The following is a 21345-nucleotide window of genomic DNA, read 5'->3' as shown; positions in this document are numbered from 1 at the left end:
TGAGGCGTTCACCCGCGATTCCCCTTCTGACGCCCAACCGACAGGCCCCATGTCCGCCAAGCACGCCGTATTGAAAGAGGTCTTCGGCTTCGACAGCTTCCGTCCCGGACAGGAGGGAATCGTCGATTGCCTTCTTGCCAATCGCAACGTGCTCGCCGTCATGCCGACAGGGGCCGGCAAGTCTCTCACCTACCAGGTGCCGGCGCTGGTCAAGGGCGGGCTGACAATCGTCGTCTCGCCGCTGGTCGCGCTCATGGCCGACCAGGTGGCGGCACTGAAACTGGCCGGCGTCGCGGCCGAAACGATCAACTCCGCGGCCAGCCGCGAAGAGAATGTCGCGATCTGGCGGCGCGTGGCGGCCGGTCAGGTGCGCATCCTCTATCTCGCGCCCGAACGGCTGATGACGGACCGGATGATCGCCGCCCTGCAGAAGATCGGCGTCACCCTCTTCGCCATCGACGAGGCGCATTGCATCTCGCAATGGGGCGCCTCGTTCCGGCCCGAATACGACATGCTGCAGGCGCTGCGCACGGCGTTTCCGGGCGTTCCGATCGGCGCGGTGACGGCGACGGCCGACGAGGCGACGCGGCGCGACATCGTCGAGAAGCTGTTTGCCGGCGACGCCGAGCAATATGTCGCCGGTTTCGACCGTCCGAACATCAGCCTCACGGTCGAGCCGAAGCTGAACACCAAGAAGCAGTTGCTGGCGTTCCTGGAGAACCGGCCGTGCGAAAGCGGCATCGTCTACGCGCTGTCGCGCAAGAGCAGCGAGGAACTGGCGGAGTTCCTGTCGCAGAACGGCTACCACGCCGTGCCCTACCATGCAGGCCTTTCGCCCGAGCAGCGGGCCGAGACGCAGGCGCTGTTCATGACCGAGCCCGGCGTGATCGTCTGCGCGACGATTGCCTTCGGCATGGGCATCGACAAGCCCGACGTCCGCTTCGTCTTCCATGCCGACCTGCCGGGCACGCTGGACGCCTATTACCAGGAGATCGGCCGCGCCGGGCGCGACGGCAAACCCGCCGACGCGCACATGGTCTTCGGCCTGCAGGACATCTCCATGCGGCGGCGCTTCATCGACGGCGAACAGACCGACGATGACCGCAAGCGGCGCGAGCACAAGCGGCTGGATTCGCTGGTCGCCTATTGCGAGGCGCCCGCGTGCCGCCGCCAGAGCCTGTTGTCCTATTTCGGCGAGACGTCGGAACCCTGCGGCAATTGCGACGTCTGCCTCAATCCGGTGGAGACAGTCGACGGCACCGAGGACGCCCGCAAGATCCTGCTCGCTGCCGAGATGACGGGCGAGCGCTTCGGCGCGACGCATCTGGCCGACCTGCTGCTGGGCAAGGCCAACCCGAAGGCGCAACAATTCGGCCACACCGAGCTGCCGGTCTTCGCGTCCGGCCGCGACCAGCCGCGCAATGTCTGGCAGTCGCTGATCCGCCAGCTCGTCGGCAGCGGCTTCCTGACGCTCGACGTCGCCGGCTATGGCGGGCTGTCGATTGCCGACAAGGGCCAGGCGCTGATGCGCGGCGAGGCCGAATTCCGCTATCGGCCCGACCTGATCCGCGCCCAGCGCAAGCCTGCGCGCACCCCCGCCGCCACGCTCGACGCCGATGTTCCGCAGCCGCTCTTCGACCGGCTGAAGGCGCGCCGCAGCGAGTTGGCACGCGAGCGCTCCGTACCCGCCTATGTCATCTTCTCCGACCGGACGCTGATCGAGATGGCGAAGTCGCAGCCGACCACGAAGAGCGACTTCGCCCGGCTGCACGGCGTCGGCGAGGCGAAGCTGGAACGGTTCGCCGACGCGTTCATCGAGGAAATCCGCGGCTTCGCAGCAGCCTGAACGCGTCGCGACGGTGGACAGGGACGGCAAGCGCCCATAGCCTGAGAGCGACTGTGGCATGACGGCCCGTGCTGCATGCTCCCGTCCTGGAGGCAAACATGTTCGGTTTCCTGAAACGGAAGAGGTCCGCCAAACCCCGTGATCCGGCCACCGGCGCGCCGTTCGACGCGGCGGCATGGATCGAGGAAAGCCTCGCCCATTGCGTCCCGGAAGTGCGCGCGACCATGGGGGTGATGCAGATGCAGCGCGACCTGCTGTCGCTGATCGAAACCTCCGTGGCCGAAAACCGGATGAGCCGGGCCGAGGCGGACGCCACCTGGGCCGCTTATGACGCCGAGATCGACCGGCGCTTCGGCGCGAACGGTCCCGTTGCCGCCCCGGCCGAAACGACACGCAAGCCCGCCGCCGCCCCGGTCCCGATCGCCGACATCGAGGCCGCCGCCATTACCGCTGCGCGCAGCGCCTTCGACGCAACGATCGACGGCAGCCGGGCGCGGGCGGAAATCCTGGCCGAGCGCGCACGCGGCAATCTGCGGCAGGTGCTCGATGACGCCAAACTGGACCGCCGCGACCGCAAGCGCATCGAACAGGCGGCGGAAGTCATCATCGCGGAAGAGATGGCAAATTGCGTGTTCTCGTCCTCACGGTAGGCTCAGCCCACGCTTGCACCTCGCCCTGCGAGCATATGAAATCACATCCGGCCCGACAGGAAACGATCAGAACCTGACATTCAGGCCGCCCTGTGCGCTTTGAACGGTCGTGTCGGCACCGAATTCGCCCCTGTAGCCGACATGCACATTGACGTTGTCGCCGAACCGCAGGTTCAGCTTGACATCGGCCAGCGCCGCATCCTCCTCGACGGGCACGCCGGAGACGGTGAAGGGCGTCGCCGCAGCACCAAAGCCGTGGGTGGCCGTCGGCGTGACGTCGCCGAACGCATGTCGCCAACCGATCGCGCCGGTCACGACCGCGGCACTGTCATCGCCGCCCAGGCTTGCCGAACCGCGCAATCCAAGCGTGGTGAAGGTGAGGTCGGTGCTTGTGCTGCCGCTCGTCAGCGCGGCGTCGCCCCCGGTTTCCACATAGCCGTCGGTGTTGAGGTTCACGTGTGCGAGGCCGGCGAAGGGCTCCCAATCGTAATCGCCGGCGCCCAGGTCGACGCCCAATTCGCCGAAGACCTGCGTCGTCGTCGCGTCGTAGTCCGCCGTCAGACTCTGCATTTCCGGCAAGGTCGCCATCCTTGTCGTGGCCATGTCGTGCCAGCTGTGGCTAAGCGCCGCGCGCACGCGCACCATGTCGATGTCGCCGCCGGCATAAAGGCCGAGATGGTAGTTGTCGCCTTGCGCCGACGATGCGCGCTCGTCCACGCTGACATCGCTGTTGCTGTAGCCCGCGAGAAAGCCGACCTGCCAGTCGCCGACGCGACGATCCGAACCGATGAACATGCCGGCCGTATCGTGATCGGCCGACGCGGCATTGCCGTCGCCGTCGATCGAGCCCCAATTGCCAAACCCCGTGGCCCAGAACCCGTCATTCTTCCTGATGTCGGTGATGCGGTCCATCACCGCGCCGCGCAGCAGCTGGCTGTCGGCAATCAGAGCCGTCTTCGCCGACGCGTGGATCTCGCCCGACAGCAGGTCGAAGGCGTCGTCCAGTTCGTCCTCCTCGAGGAACATGGCCGAGAAATAGACCGGATTACCGCCGCCCAACGCCTGCACCGCATCGGCGGCCGCACCCTGATTGGGCGTGCTGACGAACATCGACCACGGGTCGGAAACGCCCTGAAAGGTCAGGGTCACTTCGTCGGTGCCATAGTCCAGCGCGCCTTCCAGCAACGCGTAGTCCTCATCGGGAAGGGTAAAACCGCTTCCCTGAACGAAGATCTCGCCGGTCGAACCGCTGCCCAGCGTGATGATCTGGTAGGGATTGTCGAGGACGACATCACTGGAAAAGACGGCGTTCAGCAGCGCCTGGTCCTCGATCGTCACATTGCCGTCCGCCTCGACGAGGATGCGGTCGCTGAGCAGGCCGTCGAACTCGACGTCGTAGGTCGAGCCAGTCTCGAAAAGCGTGTCGCCGTAAACGGTCATCGTGCCTGGAGAATTGCCGGGCGCCACCGTGCCGCCCGACTGAACGACCAGCGACATGATCGAGCCCGAACCGCCCAGCGTGCCGCCATCGCCCACCGTCACCTGCGCGCCCGAGAGATCGCCATTGGCTTTCAGCGTGCCGCCCAGCACCGCGATCGTGCCGCTATAGTCTGGCGAATCCGCCGTCAGGTCCGTCACACCCGCGACATGGCGGATCTCGTGGCCGGTGTAGGGCTCCTCGGTGGAGGAGATGACATTGGCGAAGACGTAATCCTCGCCGGTGTGGTTGAAGACCAGCGTCGCGTCGCCCTCGCCGAAGAAGACGCCGTTGGCGGCTTCCACCGTGCCTGCCCCAACGGCCGATTCGCCCTCCTCGGCGCCGATCACCAGGACGCCGGTGCTGCCGGCGAGGCTGGCGATGTCGAGGATATTGGCGTTCTTGAGCACGCCGCCTTCCTGCACGATGATCGTCCCGTCCCCCTCGTAGCCGGCGCGTACGTTGCCGGAGAAGTGCGGGCTGCTCAGGACATCCAGCCTGGAGCCTTCGCCGGTGATGATGATGATGCCCTCAGCCAGCAGATCGGTGCCGGCCGCGACGGTGTAGGCCGAGGCCGTCGCGCCGTCGGAGATGGTCAGCTTGCCGTAGCCGCCCGTGGGATTGCCGCCGCCGCCGACATAGAGGCTGAGATTGTTGACCATCCGCGTGCCCTCGCCGGTCACGGTGAGGACGGAATGGGCCTCCGGCGTGCTGGAGACATGCGTGCCGTCGGCATCCAGCAGCGCGCCGCCTGAAATCAGCACGGTGCCGCCGTCCACGGCGAACCAGCCGTCCGCGTCGTCCCAATGGCCAGGCAGGTCGGAGTGTTCCGTGCCGATCAGCAACTGTGTGCCCTCGCCCGTGACGGTGACCTGCGAGCCCGCGCCCGTGTAGAGGCCCTGGCTGACCGTCTCGAAGGTGGCGCCGTCGCTGATCGACAGCGAGCCTGTCGCACCGTTCGTGCGGGCGATCTGGCCGCCATTCCGGCTCACCCAGTGCGTATCCTCTCCCGTCAGGGTCAAGCTTCCGTCCAGGAGGATCGGCGAAGCCTCGGGATCGTTGTTCGTGGTGCCGATATTGGTGTGGGCGGTCTCCACCTTCGCGCCGTCGGACACGGTGATGCCACTCTGGGCGCCCTCCTCATATCCGATGTGAATGTAGGCCGCGTTCTGCCACAGCGTGTCTTCGCCGCTGATCGTCACCGTGCCGATGCCCGTCGCCCCGGCGCCCAACCGCACATTCTGGGTCTGCCAAAGGCCTCCGGAACCGACGTCCAATTTCCCGACCCCGTTCTGGCCGACGATGATCGCCGAATCCGTTCCGGTGTCGATCCACGTCGCGTCCGCGCCTTCCACGTAGACAGTACCGGTGGAGCCCGCATTGACGCCGATGACGCTCGCACCATAGTCAATGCCGGTGTTCAGCGTGTCGCCTGTCCCGACCTGCACCGTGCCGCTTTCGCCGCTGTCGATGCCCACGGTGATGATCCCGTAGGTTTCGCTGCCGGAGACCTCGTGGGTGGCGCCCGATCCGCCGGCGCTGACCGGCAGATCGGCCGCCCGGGCGACGCTCACTGCGAGTGCCAAAGACACCAGGCCGACCGACACCACGCCGATGGCCCTCCACGTCTGAAGCCCTTTCCGCGATCCAGTCATCAGCATGCCTCCCCCACGGCTCGCCCGTCATCCATGCTTGCCGAGGACAGCGATGCCCGATCGACATCCGCGCGACATGAAGCACCGGACCGAGGTGGTCCGACAGGTTTGAACACATGTTATTCTTGATTTCTATTTTTGTACATCGCCGCACAGGACTCTCGATACACACGGAAGAGTCTTAATAGATTCCGAGCGTCGCGATAAAAAATACAAATCAAATATACACTTAGAAAATATGCATCCTAGACTTCCATTTGGACGCGGAGCAGCCCCGCATGGCAATATCTTATATTCCCAAAGGGAAGGTTTTTGATGGAAACCGAATCGAAGCGGATCGAGGGCGCCTCAACTGCATTGCCACGATGAAGCGCGTTGCCGTGCGCCGGCAGGGCGCGACGCAACAGGCGAGTCGCCCCGTGCCGCCGAATGTAGTTTGACACCGGGTTCTGGAATTTCCGGGATTATCCGGGATCTGGCGGGAATTGGCGGGAAACGGCGGTAATTCAACAGCTTGCGCGGGAACCCCTCGAAAAGGGCGGGCGGTTCGTTTGACAGCGGGTTCTGGAACAACCGGCGAATTCGGGCGGCACTCGAGCGATGCGTGAAGGGGCTTCAAAAAGGCTTCGAAAACCATTCGACGCGCGGTCGAGCATCAACAGCAAGCCTCTGACATTCATAACGTTTTCGATTTGAAGGGTGGTCTTCAAAGAGCTTCCGGATACGTCGCTGCAGGCGTCGAGAAAGCAAAATCAAGTTGCGCACTTTGCGCAAGTTGGCGCAATGAGATCGACGCAATGCGAAAACGGACATAATATCAATGGCATGCGTGTTTTCGGATCAGTCAACATGAGCGGATCCAAGTTGCGCACCTTTCGCAGGATTGGCACCATTGCATTGACCCCATAGAGTGGGGCCTCGAAGCATGGATGGGGTCCTATGCGATGAGACCAAGACACCTGCTAATTGCCCTCCCGCTGCTCGCGGGGTGCAGCTTTACCGAAAGCGCTCTCACGAAAGCCTGTGAAGCGGAGATCAAGTCCAGACTCCGCTCTCCTTCAACCTATGAGCGGGTCGAGCTGCTTGTCGATGCCGTGGAAATCTCCGTGGCCGCATGGAAGTCGAAAGAGGAAGACCGATTGGCCGGAAGGAGCCCAGACGGCGACCTGACCGAAGAGGACAAAAAGCTGATCGACCTCGCAGCTACGGTCCTAAGCGCCGGCGATTCCAATCCAACATTGTTCATCAAGTTCTACAGTTATGATGCAGCCAATGCTTATGGCACCCCAGTTCGCGGGGTGTCCAAGTGTGAGTACATCTCGAATGACGGCGAAAAAGGCGACATATCGAGACAATGGTTGCTCGTCGATGGTGAGACCCATGCTGAATGGCTTTTGTCAGCCATCCACAAGCTTAAATGAGCTACCTCAATGGACCGCCTGACCACACGACGCGCGCGTGCACAAGCATCTTCTCGTCCGCGTATTCGCGATCGACGCGCTCCGGTTCGTAGCGGTCGTTGTCCGACCGGATCATGATTGATCCGTCGAGCATGATCTGCAGGCGCTTGACGAAAAGGTTGCCGTCGATGGTGATGACGAAGACGCCGCCATTGGCGACGTCCTGGCGATTGACGTCGAAGTTCAGCAGCAGGATATCCCCGTCACTGATCGTCGGCTCCATCGAATCGCCCCTCGCCTCGATGACACCCGTCCGGGCGCCGCGCGGCACGTAGCGCTCAAGCCAGTCGCGGCCGACGCGAAACCAGTCGGCGACCTCCTCCGCCAGAACCACCGCTCCATTACCAGCTGATGCCTGGACAGAGTAGCGCGCGATCGCGACCTCATTTCGTCCAACCGTCACGGGAGCCTCTACTGACTTCTCCCCAGACACGATCCAATTCATGTCAGCACCAGCGATTTCCCTCAAACGTGAGAGAAAGTCGGCCGTGGGTATGCGGTCGCCGCGCGTGTAGTTGCTGACCGTCGTTTCGGGAAACCCTAGCCGTTTAGCAAAATCTGCCTGTGTCTCTCCCTCTGGAATCAGCTCGGCGATGCGCGACGCGATTCCTGGGCCAATCTTCCTAGGCCTACCCATGATTTATTGTCATTCGGGGTTTACATAAAACCCAAATGATGTTTTTCTCCCCATAGCGATGGGCTGTCGCCCGTTGAAAAAAGGAGGCTCTGCAAAGCCTCCCGGTTCGTGACCAGGAGCCACTATGGACTCGAAGAAGCCGAGCGCCAAGAGCAGGACGAAGCGCCTGATCGACATGCGCGTCAAACAGGCAGCATCCATCAAAGCCCTACTCTACGAGGCGGGTTACACCTTCGCTGAACTCGAGCGCATTCACGACATCCCCAGAGGAACTGTCAGCGACACGCTGCGCGCGCCGAACCTCAAGGGCGAGCGTGCGATTTCCGACGCTCTCGGAACCAGACCTGAGCTGCTGTGGCGTGACCGGTATCACGCTTCCGGTCGCCGGAAATCGCCCCAGGATCATTCCCGCCCGCCGACCATGGCGCAACGTCGAAAAGAGGCGGAGGCGCGGACATGAGACGCCTCCATTCGACAGACCGCTTCAGAGTGCGCCAGCACCATCCGGCGGCCGAGCCGATGGTCTACGCGATCGTCGGGGTCTGCGTGGCCGCATGCATCGCGGCATCTCTCTCCTTCCTTGGAGTGTTCTCATGAGCTGGAGCGCCGCCGCCATCGGCTATCTGATCTTCTGCGCCGTCGTCCTGCTTTTCGTCATGTGCGCGCGCAAGCAGGAGGAGACCACGCGGGCTTCCCGCCGACGGGAGGGACAGGGCGATGTCTGAGCCGTTCCCGCTGCTCTTCCAGGCACTGGCAGGGTCGAGCGCGTCTCCCCGACGAGAGGAGCCGGCCGATTACCTGGCCGGCGGCAAGGATGCCGTCGTGCCGCTGTTCGAAGCGAGCGTGCGCGGCGTTCAGAGCCGCTTCCCCCACCTGTCGGAAGCCGACATCACGGCACCGCCGCATCACTGGTTCGACGCGGCGCTCGCGCGCCAGATCGCGCTGCATCTGCTGATCCAGCATTTCGACGTGCCGAAGCGCGCCGTCGCGCAGGAGCTGGAACGCTCGCGCGAGGCCGTGAACCGGGCGCTGCGGACGATCGACGAAAGGCTCCAATACCCGGAGTTCCAGGACGCCTATTCGGCCATGGCCGAAAGCGCGCAGGCATCACTCACGCAGCGAGGCGACAATGAGCAAGATTGAGACCATCGCCCTTGCGGATATCCATGTGCCTGAGGATCGGCTACGGGCGGTCAAGGAGGACTTCGCCAGCCTTTATGCCGCCACGCTGGCGCGCGGTCGCAGCTTGCCGCCGATACAGGTGCGTCGGACCCCAAACGCGAAGGGCGGTAAGTTCACACTGATAGCCGGTCTGCACCGGCTGCGCGGACACGAGATCGCCGGCCTCGTCGAGATCAGGGCCGATATCGTCAAGGCCGACGCCGTGGAGGCCCGCAAAATCGAGATCGAGGAGAACCTGTTTGTCAACGGGTTGTCTGCACTGGAGCGGATCGACGCCGTCGCCGACTATCGCCGCATCTTCGAGGAGGAATTCGGCGAAATTGACCCGAAGGGTGGCCGGCCGAAAAACTCCGCCAAGTTGGCGGAGTTTCCGAAACGCAATCTCCTCGGCGTGGTCGAAGACAGCCAGGAAGGCCATTTCTACGCCCGCGTGTCAGAGCGCCTCGGCCTTTCGCGGCGCTCTTCTGAGCGCCTCTGCGCGATCGCGAAATCGCTTCAGAGTACCCTGCATGACGCCATCGTCGGAACGCCGATCGAGGACAACCAATCCGCCATCGAGCGGCTCTCCAAGCTGCCGGTTCGCGATCAGGTCAAATACGCGTCAGTCCTCGCCGATAATGGCGGCGACCTAAATGCGGCGGACCTCGCCCTCGCCCCGAAGCCCAAGCAGAGCGACACGGACAAGCTGCGCTCGCGCCTGATCGACACATGGGGCCGGATCAAGCCGAAGGCGCGCCTAGAGTTCGTTCGGGAACACCGGACCGAAATCGAGGCGGCGCTGGCCAAGCTGGACGCCGAGGCCGCGTCATGACCAGCGACCTCGCCCATGATTTCGCCGAGCGCCTGCACACCCTCAAAGCCGAACGCGACCTGACCGTTCGCGAGATGGCGGAACGCTGCGGCCTCGGCAAGAAGCGGATGGAGAATTATCTCTCGCGCCACGCTCCCACCCAGCCGGGGCTGGACGCGCTTGCCGCGATCGCGGTCGGGCTGCAGGTCGCCCCGAACTGGCTCGTGCTCGGCATCGGCTCTCCGGACATCAGGAAAGCCTCGCCGGACCGAACGCCTGGCAGCATTCGGGGGGGCATCATGACTCCTGATCGCGGGCAGATCGACCTCGACGATGATCTCAACGGGAGCGGGTCATGACGATCTGCCGTTTCCCCGCATGCGAGTCCGAGACAGGTGGCCGGGACGCCGTTTTCTGCGCCGACCATCATTTCGAATGCACGCGGGTAGAGGCGGGCTTCCTTCTTCGCATCAGCATCACGGCACGGCGCACAGAATCGCCGGCCGAGCGCGAACACCTGCGCGGGCAGCTCAATGGCTATGTCGCCCAGGTGGTTCGCAACATTCAGAGCAGACAGGACAAAGGGGCTTCAAGTGTTGCGTAATCCTCCCCATGCCGGCCAGGGCGATCTGTTCGCCAAGGCCGTCTTCGAAAGCCGCGAGGCGGCTCCCATGCTGGACGTCGACAGGTTCCGCCTGCGGATCAAGGGCGCCATGTCGGCGGCGATCACCAACAGGAATCTCGACCGCCACGCGATCGCCTCCGACATGGCCAGGGCGCTGAACGCGCCAGGCCTCTCCAAGGCGATGCTCGACGCCTACACGTCACCCGCCAAGGACCAGGACATCACCCTGGTGCGCTTCAAGGCGTTTGCGCGCGCCATCGACGCGCCCGAGCTTTGGGACGTGGCCGTTTCCGACGACGGGTTGCTGGTGCTGCGCGGCGACGAAGCGCGCCTGGCGGAGATCGCACGGCTGCAGCAGGAGCAGCGCGCGATTGGCGCTAAGCTGAAGCAGCTCCGGTCCGTTCCCGTGAACATCTCCCGAGAGGAGCGTTGACCGCATGAAGGAGTGGCTGACCCCGCGCGAGATCGCCGAGTTGGGCGGGCACGACCTTCCGTCCGACATCGGCGGCGTGAACCGGCTCGCCAAGCGCCAAGGCTGGCGCGCACAGGGCGACAAGGCGCGCAAGACGGCGATGCGAGGCGGTGGCTGGGAATACCATGTCTCCCTGCTTCCCGGAACGGCGCAGGCGCGGCTGATGGCGGCGCATAGCGCGCCGGCCAACGAGAATCGCGACATGCTCAATGACGCCCGGAACGCCCTTTGGGAGCGCTTCGAAGGCCTGTCGAAGGAGCACAAGGAGACCGCGCGAACGCGCCTCGCGATTGTCGATCGCTTCGAGACGCTGATGACAGGCGGGCTCGGCAAGACGGCAGCCGTCCGCCTGGCCGCGCGCCAGAACGGCGTCTCCGCCGGCTCGCTGCAAAGCTGGCTCGGCAAGATCGCCGGTGTCGATCGCGCCGACCGGCTGGCGGCACTCGCGCCAGACTACAAGGGTGCGACCGAGCGGGGCGAGTGCGACCCGCGCGCCTATGCGGCGTTGAAGTCCGACTATCTGCGCCCGGAACGGCCGAGCTTCTCGGCCTGCTACCGGCGCATGAAATCCGCCGCCGCAAAACATGGCTGGACGCCGATCCCCTCCGAACGCGCATTGCGCCGGCACCTCGACAAGGACGTTCCGAAGGCGACGATCGTGCTGGCGCGCAACGGCCGCGACAAGGCGAAGGCGCTCTATCCGGCGCAGCAGCGCACGCGCGGCCACCTGCATGCAATGCAGGCGGTCAATATCGACGGCCACAAGCTCGACCTGTTCGTGCGCTGGCCGGGCCGGGAACTGCCCGTGCGTGTCTACATGATCGCGTTGCAGGATCTCTATTCCGGCAAGTTCCTCGCTTGGCGATTGTCGGAGAGCGAGAACAAGGAAACCACGCGCCTCGTCATCGGCGACATGGTCGAGCGTTACGGCATCCCCGACCATCTCTATTCCGACAATGGCCGCGCCTTCGCGTCAAAGTGGATCACCGGGGGCATCGCGAACCGGTACCGGTTCAAGGTGCGCACGGAAGAGCCGCAGGGCCTGCTAACGACGCTCGGCGTCGAGGTGCACTGGACGACGCCGTTTTCTGGCCAGTCGAAGCCGATCGAACGCGCCTTCCGCGATCTCACGGACACTGTCTGCAAGCACCCACTCTGCTCGGGCTGCTACACCGGCAACACGCCGGAAGCGAAGCCCGAGAACTATGGCGACAAGGCAATCGAGCTGGAGACGCTGCGCGCCCATGTCGATGCCTGCATGGCCGAACACAATGCGCGGCCAGGACGGCGCGCGGAACATCTCGGAAAACGCAGTTTCGACCAGGCCTTCTCCGAGAGCCTCGCCGACCCTTCGACCGTCGTGCGCTGGCCGACGGCCGCGCAGCGCTCGCTATGGCTTTTGGCCGGCGAACGAATCCGCGCCTCGAAGGGCAATGGCGAGATCAGGCTGCTCGGCAGCCGCTACTGGAACGAAGCGCTGACGGCATGGGCCGGGCGCGCGGTCACGGTCCGGTTCGACCCGGACGACCTGGCGAAGGACGTGCAGGTCTATGACGCCAGCGACCGCCTGCTCTGCGCCGCCCAGCTGGTCGGCCTCACCGAATTCGACAATGCCGAGGAAGCCCGCGAGCACGCCGCGCGGCGCAACCGGTTCATCCGCGCCCACCGGGAGCTGCAGAGGCAGATCGTCGAGCTGTCAGCCGACGAACTGGCGCGGCTCTACGCGCATGCCGACGCGGAAAAGCCGAAGCCGCAGAAACCGAAGGTCACGCGCATCGCAGTTGCGGGCGGTGCGGCGGCCGTACCGGTCGCGCAATCCGAATGGGACGACGATGCAGAGGAGGGGTTTTCACGCGGTCTGCGCCTTGTGGCGCAAAGCCGCGACGAAACGTGATCCGCCGGTGCGGTCGGCGGCATGAGCGCTAGCAGGTTCAGGGTAGGCGCAAAGAAAAAGGCGGGAATGCACCCGCCTGAAGAAAACGCCGCAAAAGCGGCAACGTCAAAGGAAGTCTACATGAGCACCGACATCAACACAAGCTGGCCCCTGCCCGACATGACCCGGCCGTTCGACAACGGTCCCGGTCGCGGCGAGTCCGATTTCGAGACCTGGAAAACCCTGGTCAGCAAGACGAATGCCATTGCCGTGCGCAACGGCTGGAACAAGGCCGAGACATCACGCCAGATCGGCCTGGCGAGCGCCACCTTTCACGGCTGGTACGAGGGCACCTACAAGGGCCGGTTCGACACCACCAACGAGAAGGTTGCGGCCTGGCTGGCCGCGCATGACGAACGCGCCGCGCTGGCCGCCAGAATTCCAGGATCGCCGCCCTTCATCCGCACCGTGATCGCCGGCGAGATCATCGACATGCTGGGCGCGGCGCAAATGATGCCTGCCCTGGTCATGGCCACCGCCGGCGCCGGAATGGGCAAGACCACCGTCGCGCGGAACTATTGCGACACGCATCCGCATTCCTTCCTGGTGACGATCAGCCCGCACACGCGCACGGTGCATGCAATGCTGATCGAGATCGCGGAGGCGATCGGCGTACGCCAGCACAATCCCGGCAGGTTGGTCCGCTCGATCGGCGAGAAGCTGCGGCGGACCGGCGGCGGCACGCTGCTGGTCATCGACGAGGCGCAGAACCTGGTCGACGACGCTGTCAACCAACTGCGCCACTTCGTCGATGTCTATGATTGCGGTGTCGCGATCCTCGGCAACACGGAGACCTATTCGCGGTTCTCGTCGGGCCTTGCCGGCGGCGTCAAATACGCCCAGCTGCGCCGGCGCTTCTTCAAGCGGATGCGCCGCGACACGCCGCGCAAGGATGATCTCGAGCAGTTCATCAAGGCTTGCGGAATCACCGCCGAAGACCAGGCCCGCTTCCTGACCGGCGTCGGCATGAAGCCCGGTGCCTTCGGCCAGATCGACATGACGGTGAAGCTCGCCAAGATGCTCGCCCTCGGCAATGGACGGGACATCCAGCTCGGCGACCTCAAAGCAGCCTGGGAAAACCGTGATGTGGAGGGGCTGACATGAGCACCGACACCCCCCTCCCGCTGCTCACCACGGAAATCTCGGCGATCGGCAAGCTGTTTTCACTCACCGTCGAGCCGGGGCAGCCCATCGACGCCGATGCGCATGCCGGACTGCTCGCCGCGTTCGACGCGCTTGCCCGCCTCGCCGCCCTTCAGGACCGCGAACTGGCTCTTCACCGGGAGCTGATGGACGCGACCCATGCCCGCAAAATCGCCGCCGCGCTCGGTGGCCACACCACACCGGAGACAATGCAATGACATCGACCGCCAGAAAGACGGCCAAGCCGCCGCATCCCTTCACGCTGAACCACAGGCTGCAGGAACTGAAGGCCCGTTTCACCCAGCATCGCCATTCCGGCATCACAGCCAATCCGGAAGGCGTCGAGATGATCATCGACCAGATCGCATCCATCGAGGAGCTGGCGCGGGGGTTCATGAACGAACTTTCCGCTCATCGCTGGAACCAGGCCGGCCGGCTCGACGCGCAGGAAGAAGCGGTCATGACCGCGCTGCGCGACCCCGAGGGCAACGTGGTGCTGTTCGCGCCGCCGGCACCGGCGTTTTCCGACGGTGACCTGTCCGGCGGTGAGCCGGCATGATCCGGGTCATCGACATTGCCCAGATCGTTTGCCTGGCGCTCGGCGCGGACGTCGCCGAGGTGATGTCCGATCGCCGCAAGAAGGCGGCAATCGAGGCGCGCCACGTCACGATGTATCTGGCCAACCGGCTGCTCCCCGACACGGCCGTCGATATCGGCAAGCAGATGGGTGGGCGCGATCATACGACCATCCTGCACGGTGTGGCGAAGATCGCGGCGGAGATCGAGTCAGACACGCGGCTGAAGGCGCTCGTCAACAGCCTGCAGGCAACGCTCGAATACCGCATGACGCTGGAATCGCTTGGCGGCATAGACCCGCTCGCTGCGGCACGGGAAATCGTGCTGCGACCGCGTCGCGCCGCCTTAGAGCGATCCACCTATGAGCTGGCCGCGCTCGCCGTGTTCACGCTCGACCTCTGGGAGGTTGCCAGCTGCGCCGAGGCCTTGGCGCGGTCCATCGAGCTTATCGATCTCCCCGAACCGTACGACGCCGGCCTGCCCCGCATGCGGGCGCTCGCCGTAGCCATCATCGACGAAATGAACCACATCGCCGGCCCGGCGCCGGCCGAACACGGAGAAGCAGCATGAACGAGGCAGTCATTCTCGAAGAACGCGAAGACGAGGGCGTCACGCTCGTGAACGGCAAGCCCTACATGGCAGACGCAAAGGGCGCACTCGTGCCGCTCGCCACGATCAAGCCGGCCGACAAGCTGGAAGATGAGACGGTCCGCAAGATCATCGGCTTCGCCCGCGACCTCTCGGCGCAGATAGGCCGCTTTCGCGGTCACACCTTCACTGATCTCGGCGAGCTCGATGCGCTTCTGGAGCAGGAATACGGCGCGACCAGGGGCGGCCGGAAAGGCAATCGTACCTATCAGAGCTTTGACGGGCTGATGAAGGTTCAGGTCCAGGTGTCGGACTTCATCGACTTCGGACCGCAGCTGCAGGTCGCAAAGAAGCTGATCGACGAGTGCCTGACCGAATGGGCCGCAGACAGCCGCGACGAGATCCGCGCATTGGTCACGCGCGCCTTCAACACCGACAAGGAAGGCCAGATCAACAGGTCCGAAATCTTCATGATGATGCGTCTCGATATCGCCGACGAGCGCTGGAAGCGGGCCATGGACGCGGTCCGGGACGCCATGCGGGTGACCGGCTCGAAGCAATATGTGCGCTTCTACGAGCGGGCCTCGGCGGAGGACAAGTGGACGACGGTCACGATTGATCTCGCCAAGGCAGGTGGGTGATGTCAGGCAACCGGCTCGACGATCAATTGTTTCACGCGGTGGACTCTCTGGAGACAACCGAGAACGCGCGCAAGACGGCTGAGACCAAGTTCGGCCGCCTGCTCAACGAGTTCGGTGGCTCCTACACCTTGGGCAACGCTGAGAAGATGCGCATTGCGAGCGTCTCGGTCAGTTTTACAGGCAGCAAGGGCAACCTCCCTTCCGCCTGGAAAAGGAAGGCAGGGAACAAGCTTGGCATCGCCACTAAGGCAGGCGTGTGATGTTATCCATTCGCGCGCGCTCCAACGACCTTCAGCAGAAGATTCAAGTCTTTGACAAATCGTTTCGTCGCATCCGCAACCATTTTCGAGTGATCCAAGCTCGCCCAAATTCTGTCGTATTCAGAATCACCTTCTTCAAAAAGGAACTGATCTTCCTCTTCTTCATCACTAAATCCAAAATCGCTATTTTCAGAAATAATGACTCTGACCCGTCCAAGCTTGTAAGCCCCCTCTTCCGCCATAGGCTCGCTTTGCTGGATAAACGCGCGATCACCGTGCATGTCTGCGTCCAAGAGATCAGCAATCATGGCAGACTCTTCGGATACGAATGCCGAAATAATGTCCGATACATTCTCTGCGATCAGCCGGGCGTTCGTCGGAACTTTATGAGCTTTGCACTCCAGCATCGCTGCATCAACGTTTTGCAAGAGAGTATTGGCGACTATTTCGACATCGCGACCATATGTTTCTCGGAAACGAATAAGGCGACTGATATCTCTTCTAAGCGTAAGTCGAAGAACATCTCTGTGCCGACTTTCTGCTCTGTCGTCAGATCTCTGCATCTGTCCAACAGTGAGGCCTGCCGCGGCAAGTGCAATCATTCCAGCAACGAACGTCTGGTGCTGGAAAAACCAGTTTTGGAACCGTCCAAAATCTCCAGCGTATACCCCAAACAAAAAGCCTGCAAAGCACGCCACAACAATCCCAAAGCAGAACATGAGCAACGTGCCGCTATCGCGCAACTGGCAAACCCCACTCTTTCAGCCTGTGAGTACACTACTTTTTGTATTGCAGGGTTGCAATGAGCAACTACGCCCTACTCCATATCGCCAAGCGCGCACTTGGTCTTGATGATCACACCTATCGTGCGGTCATCGAACGAATGACTGGCAAACAGTCGGCGAAGACCCTGACTGAGACCGAGCGCGAACGCGTGATCGACGAGTTGAAAAAGCTCGGTTTCAATCCGTCTTCGGTCGGTCGGCGAAAGGCGCTCGAAGGCAAGTTCGCGAAGAAGCTGCAGGCGCTGTGGATCGCCGGCTGGAACCTCGGCATCGTGCGCAACCGCGACGACAAGGCGCTGCTCGCCTTCGTCAAGCGGCAGACCGGCCTCGAGCACACCCGGTTCCTGCATCATGCGGAGGACGGCGCCAAGGCGATCGAGGCGCTGAAGCGCTGGCTCGCCCGCGACGGCGGCGTGGACTGGACGCAGCGCCGCCACGAGGCGGCCCATCGCGAAACGAGCGGGTTCAAGATCGCGCTCGCCCAGCACCAGCGTCTGTTTCCTGCCGCCGATTTCAGTGGCTTCGTCGGGAAGGCGAAGGACATTTCCGGCAAGGCGCCGCACTTCATGACGGACGAGGCGGACTGGCAGCCGGTGATGAACGAGTTCGGCCGGCAGATCCGCGCGGCGAAGGCAAACCGGTCATGAGCCGGCGCCGCTCCACTTGGCGCGTCTGCGCCACGCTGCATCAAATGCGCGCGATCGCAGCGAAGGTGCTCGACGAGCGGCAGAACGCCCTGACGCACGAGTATGAACTGACCGCGTCGAGCGGCATCTGGAGACGGGCGAACGGCACCTTCACCGTCAAGCTCGTCTATCGCAACCGCCATGCCGACCGGCCCGCGACAGTGTCATTCACCATTCGCAACGTCAGCCACCATGCGATGCTTTCGGCGGGGCAAGCCGGATGACCACGCGCAAGCCGCAGATCCGCGTGTCCGACCATGCCATCGTGCGCTGGCTTCAGCGCGAGTGCGGCTGGGACATCGAGGCGCTGCGCACCACCATCGGCGAATGCTGCGAGCGCGGCGCGGCGGCCGGAGCACCGGTCGTCATCGTCGGCTCGGTCAAGTTCGTGATCGAGGACAATGTCGTCGTCACGACGCTCGACAAGACCATGCGGCCGAGAAAGCCGAGGGCGCGATGAGCAGGATCCGCCCGCCCGCCCATATCGCGCCCATCGTCGAGATCTTCGGCCAGGACGACGCGGTTGAGTTCCTGCTCGAGCATGGCGGCGGCTATCTCTATTTCTCGGACAATCCGACAGCGCGAAATCCGGTCGCCAAACGCTTCGGACGGGACAAGGCAGTCGCGCTCGGCCGGGTCTATGGCCGGCGCAACATGCGCGTTCCGCTGGCAAAGGAATGGGTCATGCGCGTGCTCGCCTCGCGTGGCGTCGGCACGCATGAGATTGCCAAAAGGCTGCATGTCAGCGATGTTACCGTCCGACGCGCCATCGGCACGCGCGACAGGCTGCAGCTCGACATGTTCGAGAACACGCAGGACTGATCCACACACCGTTGTGGCGTTTTTTCCCGTTATTGAGCGCCCATTGTCGGCCCGGAACGAACCGGAGCCGACCCGATGGACATCGCGAAACAATACGATCCGAGACTGGTGCCGTTCACCGGCGGCCACGAGGGCAAGGTGCTTCGCTGGTACCGCGACCCGACAGGGACGCCGACGATCGGCTTTGGTTTCACCTGGTCGAGCCGCATCTTCCAGGAATGGTTCCTGAAGTCCCGCGGCCGCAAAATGCAGCCGGGCGACACGATTACCGAGGCCGAAGCGCTCGAACTCCTGAAGCGCATTCTCGAGAGCGAGTATCTGCCTCCGGTGCTCGCCGCCATCGCGGCCTCGAACGCGAAAGTCTCCGGGCACGCCGTCTCGGCCGCGACGGACATGAGCTACAATTGCGGACCTGGCGCGCTCAAGTGGTCATGGTTCGCGAAGCTGCTGGCCGGAGACGTCGCCGAGTCCGCGAAACGCTATCGCGTGACGGCGCAAACCTCGAAGGGCCGCAAGCTGCCCGGCCTCGTGCGTCGTCGCAAGGAAGGCGCCGATATCCTCGAGCTCAATATCTGGCCGGTCTGGCTGAAGACGATCGAGCATGTCGAGACCGTCCAGGAGATCAAGGATGCGCTGCCGGAATGGCGGCTGCTGCCGGAGGACCACGAGCAGGGCCTGACCTGGCTGAAGCAGCTTGGCTATTTCGACCGGCCGATCCTGACCGATCCCGACGCCGTGCGGCAGGCCGTGCTGACATTCCAGCAGGAGCACCCCCAGCTCACCAATGACGGCATTCTCGGTCGGGCCACGCTCGACCAGCTGCAGCGCGTCATCGACCTGAAAAGGAAGACGAAGGCGACGGTCGCGACCGGCGGCGCCCCCACAGCTGCCGGCGGCGCCGAGGCTGTGTCGCAGACCGACGTCACCGGCGTGCCCGACCTGCTGATCTGGGGCGGCTTCGCCGTGTTGATCATCGGCGGGACTTGGCTCGCCTGGCGCTACCGCGACGAGCTCTCGATCGCCGCTCGAAGCCTCTTCAAACGGAAAGGGAAACGCTGATGAGCGCGATAAGAGCCGTCATCGCCACCGCTGCCGCCAAGGTCGGCGCCGGCATGGTCAAGTCCGTCGTCGAGCGGAGCCTCGGTGCAGGCGCAGGGCAGATCGCCGGCGATCTCGCCGGCAACGTCATCGACACCGTGGCGCGCAAGGCGGGCGTCGAGCCGATCGACCTGCCAACGCTGTCAGAAAGAGAGCCGGGCCAGGTCGAGGAGGCGGTGCTCGCCACCGAGGCCGACATGCCCGAGCTGATCGCGCTCTGGCAGCGCGGGCTGGATGGACAGTTCGCACTGTTGCAGGCGGAAACGCAGGAAGGCGGGCTGAAGGCCTTCTGGCGCTATGGCTGGATGTATCTGCTCGCCGTCTTCTGGATCTGGCGGATCATCATCGTGCCGGTCGCCAATCGCTACCTCGGCCCGTCGCCGATCGAGCCTGTCGACTTCGCGGTGCTGCTGACGCTCACCTCCTGGTTCATGGCCCTCTACATGGGCGGCCACACCGTCAAGGAACTCGGCAAGAGCGCGATCGAGGCCCTGCGCGCCCGGAAGGGAGCGTGACCATGGCGGACATTGAGAAACTGATCGCAGGCGATCGTGTCGCGGTGGTCGTGACGCCGGCCTTCGGCAAGCCGCGCCTTCGCGAGGGCGAGGTCTTCTCCGTTTCCGAAGGCATCGCCAAGGTCGAGGTTCGCGCGCCCGGCCTGCCGAACTGGCCGTGCACGGTCGAGACGGCCGACACGACGCCGCATCTCGGCCGCCCGCCGACGTCGGATCACGGGGCGCTCAAGCCCGGCGACGAAGGCGACGAGGTCACGGCTCTGCAGGCGGAACTCCATGCGCTCGGCTTCGGAATTGCCAGGACCGGTGTCTATGACATTCAGACGCGCGTCACCGTCGAGGAGTTCCAGAAGGCGGTCGGCATGGTCCCGCATGGCTTCGCGACCAAGGCGACCCGCGACCGGCTGACCGAGTTGGTGCGTTGCAACCGGGCGGAGCACTGACATGGTCCGCTGCGCCCTTGCCCTCCTGATGCTGATCTTCGCCGCTCCCGCGATCGCGCAAACGGCGTGCTACGAGGTCGACTCGCTGCAAAGCACCCTTGCCGGGAAACTCGGCGAGCGGCTCACCTTCTCCGGGCGCTCGGCCAACGGGATCGGCGTGATCCTCTTCGTCGCGCCGGCGGGCAACTGGACGCTCACCTGGCTCGACCCGGACGGTGCGGCCTGTCCGGTCGCCAGCGGCGACACGTCCCGGCTGCCTGACGGCCCCGCCTTCATCGAACTGATTCCGGAGGATCCGGCTTGACCCTGACACCGTCCAGGCGCGCCTTCATCTGCGCCCTCTCGATTTCCGCGCTCGGCATCCTGGCGCTCGCCTCGGCCGCCCTCGCCCAGCCTGCCGAGACGCCGGCGAAGAGTTTGCCCGAATTGCTCGGCCCGTGGTTCGGACTGTTCGCCGTCGTGATCTCGGTCGGCGGTACGCTCTATGCGTTCTTGTCGTCGCCTTCGAAAAAGAATGCAGATGCGGTCGAGACCTTGAACGAGATCGTCACCGATCAAGGAAAGCGCATCCAGACGGTCGAGGACGAGCTGAAGCATCTGCCGGACCGGGATTCACAGCATCGCGTCGAACTTGCCCTGGCGCAGATGAACGGCCGCTTCGAGGCGCTCGACGAGCGGTTGAAGCCGATCGCCGCGACGAGCCAGCGACTCAGCGAATTCCTGCTCGAACAGGCGAGGAAGTCATGAGCCTCGGTATCGATTACGCCAAGAAGATCCGCGAGGACGCACGTCTGATCATTCTGCGAGCGCTCGCCGAGCAGATCAACGACACGCTCGCATCGAACGTGCTGCAGGATACGGTCCTGCCTGTTTTCGGGGTCCGCCAGGATCGCGCCTGGGTGCATCAGCAGGTCGAGTATCTCGCTAATCTCGACGCCGTTTCAGTGGTGGAAGCTGGATCGGTGAGAGTCGTGACGCTGACTGCAATCGGCAAGAAGCACATCGACCGCCTCGTGGCGCTGGAAGGTGTCACGCGACCGTCCCTGGCCGGCGAGGAATGA

The 21345-nt window shown here is 63.9% G+C and carries 31 protein-coding genes; 28 read left to right on the top strand and 3 right to left on the bottom strand.

Going from position 1 to position 21345, the window contains the following annotated elements:
• Positions 1-49: 49 nt before the first annotated feature.
• Together recQ and MRY80_RS11200 are read left to right on the top strand one after the other, a co-directional pair.
• Complete coding sequence (recQ, locus tag MRY80_RS11205) at positions 50-1846, top strand: DNA helicase RecQ (RefSeq protein ID WP_293291040.1); 1797 nt, start codon at positions 50-52, stop codon at positions 1844-1846.
• 98 nt (positions 1847-1944) lie between these two features.
• A complete protein-coding gene (locus MRY80_RS11200) occupies positions 1945-2496 on the top strand; it encodes a hypothetical protein (protein WP_293291038.1) in 552 nt (183 codons plus the stop codon).
• A gap of 66 nt (positions 2497-2562) precedes the next feature.
• Here MRY80_RS11200 and MRY80_RS11195 read toward each other — a convergent pair whose 3' ends face one another.
• On the bottom strand, positions 2563-5628 hold the full coding sequence (locus tag MRY80_RS11195) for an autotransporter domain-containing protein (protein WP_293291037.1): 3066 nt from the start codon (positions 5626-5628) through the stop codon (positions 2563-2565).
• A 929-nt stretch (positions 5629-6557) separates the two neighbouring features.
• On the opposite strand from MRY80_RS11195, the gene MRY80_RS11190 reads away from it, so the two are divergent.
• Complete coding sequence (locus tag MRY80_RS11190; protein ID WP_293291035.1) at positions 6558-7049, top strand: hypothetical protein; 492 nt, start codon at positions 6558-6560, stop codon at positions 7047-7049.
• 1 nt (position 7050) lies between these two features.
• On the opposite strand, the gene MRY80_RS11185 is transcribed toward MRY80_RS11190, so the two are convergent.
• Positions 7051-7491: a S24 family peptidase gene (locus MRY80_RS11185; RefSeq protein ID WP_293291034.1), complete on the bottom strand. Its 441-nt coding sequence runs from the start codon at positions 7489-7491 to the stop codon at positions 7051-7053.
• Positions 7492-7849: 358 nt separating this feature from the next.
• Between MRY80_RS11185 and MRY80_RS11180 the strand changes: the two genes are divergently transcribed.
• The 15 genes from MRY80_RS11180 to MRY80_RS11110 all read left to right on the top strand — a co-directional run bounded on the left by MRY80_RS11180 (position 7850) and on the right by MRY80_RS11110 (position 15935).
• Complete coding sequence (locus MRY80_RS11180; protein ID WP_293291032.1) at positions 7850-8185, top strand: helix-turn-helix domain-containing protein; 336 nt, start codon at positions 7850-7852, stop codon at positions 8183-8185.
• The gene (locus MRY80_RS11175) at positions 8182-8322 is read left to right on the top strand and encodes a hypothetical protein (RefSeq protein ID WP_293291031.1); all 141 of its coding nucleotides are present in this window, start codon (positions 8182-8184) and stop codon (positions 8320-8322) included. Before MRY80_RS11180 ends, MRY80_RS11175 begins: the two co-directional genes overlap by 4 nt.
• On the top strand, positions 8319-8450 hold the full coding sequence (locus tag MRY80_RS11170; protein ID WP_293291030.1) for a hypothetical protein: 132 nt from the start codon (positions 8319-8321) through the stop codon (positions 8448-8450). Before MRY80_RS11175 ends, MRY80_RS11170 begins: the two co-directional genes overlap by 4 nt.
• On the top strand, positions 8443-8868 hold the full coding sequence (locus MRY80_RS11165; RefSeq protein ID WP_293291029.1) for a hypothetical protein: 426 nt from the start codon (positions 8443-8445) through the stop codon (positions 8866-8868). The genes MRY80_RS11170 and MRY80_RS11165 overlap by 8 nt, the downstream gene beginning before the upstream one ends.
• Positions 8855-9718: a ParB/RepB/Spo0J family partition protein gene (locus MRY80_RS11160; RefSeq protein WP_293291028.1), complete on the top strand. Its 864-nt coding sequence runs from the start codon at positions 8855-8857 to the stop codon at positions 9716-9718. Before MRY80_RS11165 ends, MRY80_RS11160 begins: the two co-directional genes overlap by 14 nt.
• Positions 9715-10056, top strand: a complete 342-nt coding sequence (locus tag MRY80_RS11155) for a helix-turn-helix domain-containing protein (protein WP_293291026.1) — start codon at positions 9715-9717, stop codon at positions 10054-10056. Before MRY80_RS11160 ends, MRY80_RS11155 begins: the two co-directional genes overlap by 4 nt.
• A complete protein-coding gene (locus tag MRY80_RS11150) occupies positions 10053-10301 on the top strand; it encodes a hypothetical protein (RefSeq protein WP_293291025.1) in 249 nt (82 codons plus the stop codon). Before MRY80_RS11155 ends, MRY80_RS11150 begins: the two co-directional genes overlap by 4 nt.
• Positions 10294-10755 carry a hypothetical protein gene (locus MRY80_RS11145; protein ID WP_293291024.1) on the top strand — a complete coding sequence of 154 codons (462 nt, stop codon included), beginning with the start codon at positions 10294-10296 and terminating at the stop codon, positions 10753-10755. The genes MRY80_RS11150 and MRY80_RS11145 overlap by 8 nt, the downstream gene beginning before the upstream one ends.
• Before the next feature lie 4 nt (positions 10756-10759).
• Complete coding sequence (locus MRY80_RS11140; RefSeq protein WP_293291022.1) at positions 10760-12688, top strand: transposase domain-containing protein; 1929 nt, start codon at positions 10760-10762, stop codon at positions 12686-12688.
• Between the two features lie 120 nt (positions 12689-12808).
• Positions 12809-13831 (top strand): AAA family ATPase, encoded by a 1023-nt coding sequence (locus MRY80_RS11135; RefSeq protein WP_293291021.1) that lies wholly within the window; start codon positions 12809-12811, stop codon positions 13829-13831.
• The gene (locus tag MRY80_RS11130; RefSeq protein WP_293291019.1) at positions 13828-14088 is read left to right on the top strand and encodes a hypothetical protein; all 261 of its coding nucleotides are present in this window, start codon (positions 13828-13830) and stop codon (positions 14086-14088) included. Before MRY80_RS11135 ends, MRY80_RS11130 begins: the two co-directional genes overlap by 4 nt.
• Positions 14085-14429, top strand: coding sequence for a hypothetical protein (locus tag MRY80_RS11125; RefSeq protein ID WP_293291018.1), 345 nt, complete (start codon positions 14085-14087; stop codon positions 14427-14429). The genes MRY80_RS11130 and MRY80_RS11125 overlap by 4 nt, the downstream gene beginning before the upstream one ends.
• On the top strand, positions 14426-15016 hold the full coding sequence (locus MRY80_RS11120; RefSeq protein ID WP_293291016.1) for a helix-turn-helix domain-containing protein: 591 nt from the start codon (positions 14426-14428) through the stop codon (positions 15014-15016). The genes MRY80_RS11125 and MRY80_RS11120 overlap by 4 nt, the downstream gene beginning before the upstream one ends.
• Positions 15013-15675: a DUF3164 family protein gene (locus MRY80_RS11115; RefSeq protein WP_293291014.1), complete on the top strand. Its 663-nt coding sequence runs from the start codon at positions 15013-15015 to the stop codon at positions 15673-15675. Before MRY80_RS11120 ends, MRY80_RS11115 begins: the two co-directional genes overlap by 4 nt.
• Positions 15675-15935 (top strand): hypothetical protein, encoded by a 261-nt coding sequence (locus MRY80_RS11110; RefSeq protein WP_293291013.1) that lies wholly within the window; start codon positions 15675-15677, stop codon positions 15933-15935. Before MRY80_RS11115 ends, MRY80_RS11110 begins: the two co-directional genes overlap by 1 nt.
• Before the next feature lie 2 nt (positions 15936-15937).
• Here MRY80_RS11110 and MRY80_RS11105 read toward each other — a convergent pair whose 3' ends face one another.
• On the bottom strand, positions 15938-16678 hold the full coding sequence (locus MRY80_RS11105; RefSeq protein ID WP_293291012.1) for a hypothetical protein: 741 nt from the start codon (positions 16676-16678) through the stop codon (positions 15938-15940).
• Between the two features lie 59 nt (positions 16679-16737).
• Between MRY80_RS11105 and MRY80_RS11100 the strand changes: the two genes are divergently transcribed.
• The 10 genes from MRY80_RS11100 to MRY80_RS11055 all read left to right on the top strand — a co-directional run bounded on the left by MRY80_RS11100 (position 16738) and on the right by MRY80_RS11055 (position 21345).
• Positions 16738-17367, top strand: coding sequence for a regulatory protein GemA (locus tag MRY80_RS11100; RefSeq protein WP_293291010.1), 630 nt, complete (start codon positions 16738-16740; stop codon positions 17365-17367).
• The gene (locus tag MRY80_RS11095) at positions 17364-17630 is read left to right on the top strand and encodes a hypothetical protein (RefSeq protein ID WP_293291009.1); all 267 of its coding nucleotides are present in this window, start codon (positions 17364-17366) and stop codon (positions 17628-17630) included. Before MRY80_RS11100 ends, MRY80_RS11095 begins: the two co-directional genes overlap by 4 nt.
• Complete coding sequence (locus tag MRY80_RS11090; protein ID WP_293291008.1) at positions 17627-17866, top strand: hypothetical protein; 240 nt, start codon at positions 17627-17629, stop codon at positions 17864-17866. Before MRY80_RS11095 ends, MRY80_RS11090 begins: the two co-directional genes overlap by 4 nt.
• The gene (locus tag MRY80_RS11085; RefSeq protein WP_293291006.1) at positions 17863-18228 is read left to right on the top strand and encodes a hypothetical protein; all 366 of its coding nucleotides are present in this window, start codon (positions 17863-17865) and stop codon (positions 18226-18228) included. Before MRY80_RS11090 ends, MRY80_RS11085 begins: the two co-directional genes overlap by 4 nt.
• Before the next feature lie 75 nt (positions 18229-18303).
• A complete protein-coding gene (locus MRY80_RS11080) occupies positions 18304-19287 on the top strand; it encodes a peptidoglycan-binding protein (protein WP_293291004.1) in 984 nt (327 codons plus the stop codon).
• Positions 19287-19841 carry a hypothetical protein gene (locus tag MRY80_RS11075; protein ID WP_293291002.1) on the top strand — a complete coding sequence of 185 codons (555 nt, stop codon included), beginning with the start codon at positions 19287-19289 and terminating at the stop codon, positions 19839-19841. Before MRY80_RS11080 ends, MRY80_RS11075 begins: the two co-directional genes overlap by 1 nt.
• 2 nt (positions 19842-19843) lie before the next feature.
• On the top strand, positions 19844-20284 hold the full coding sequence (locus MRY80_RS11070) for a peptidoglycan-binding domain-containing protein (RefSeq protein ID WP_293291000.1): 441 nt from the start codon (positions 19844-19846) through the stop codon (positions 20282-20284).
• Between the two features lies 1 nt (position 20285).
• Positions 20286-20588: a hypothetical protein gene (locus MRY80_RS11065; RefSeq protein ID WP_293290999.1), complete on the top strand. Its 303-nt coding sequence runs from the start codon at positions 20286-20288 to the stop codon at positions 20586-20588.
• Positions 20585-21031: a DUF2730 family protein gene (locus MRY80_RS11060; RefSeq protein WP_293290997.1), complete on the top strand. Its 447-nt coding sequence runs from the start codon at positions 20585-20587 to the stop codon at positions 21029-21031. The genes MRY80_RS11065 and MRY80_RS11060 overlap by 4 nt, the downstream gene beginning before the upstream one ends.
• Positions 21028-21345 carry a hypothetical protein gene (locus MRY80_RS11055; RefSeq protein WP_293290995.1) on the top strand — a complete coding sequence of 106 codons (318 nt, stop codon included), beginning with the start codon at positions 21028-21030 and terminating at the stop codon, positions 21343-21345. Before MRY80_RS11060 ends, MRY80_RS11055 begins: the two co-directional genes overlap by 4 nt.

Origin of the sequence: Oricola sp., assembly GCF_022763245.1 — a bacterium.
GTDB lineage: Bacteria > Pseudomonadota > Alphaproteobacteria > Rhizobiales > Rhizobiaceae > Oricola.
This window is presented reverse-complemented; position numbering and strand designations above follow the sequence as displayed.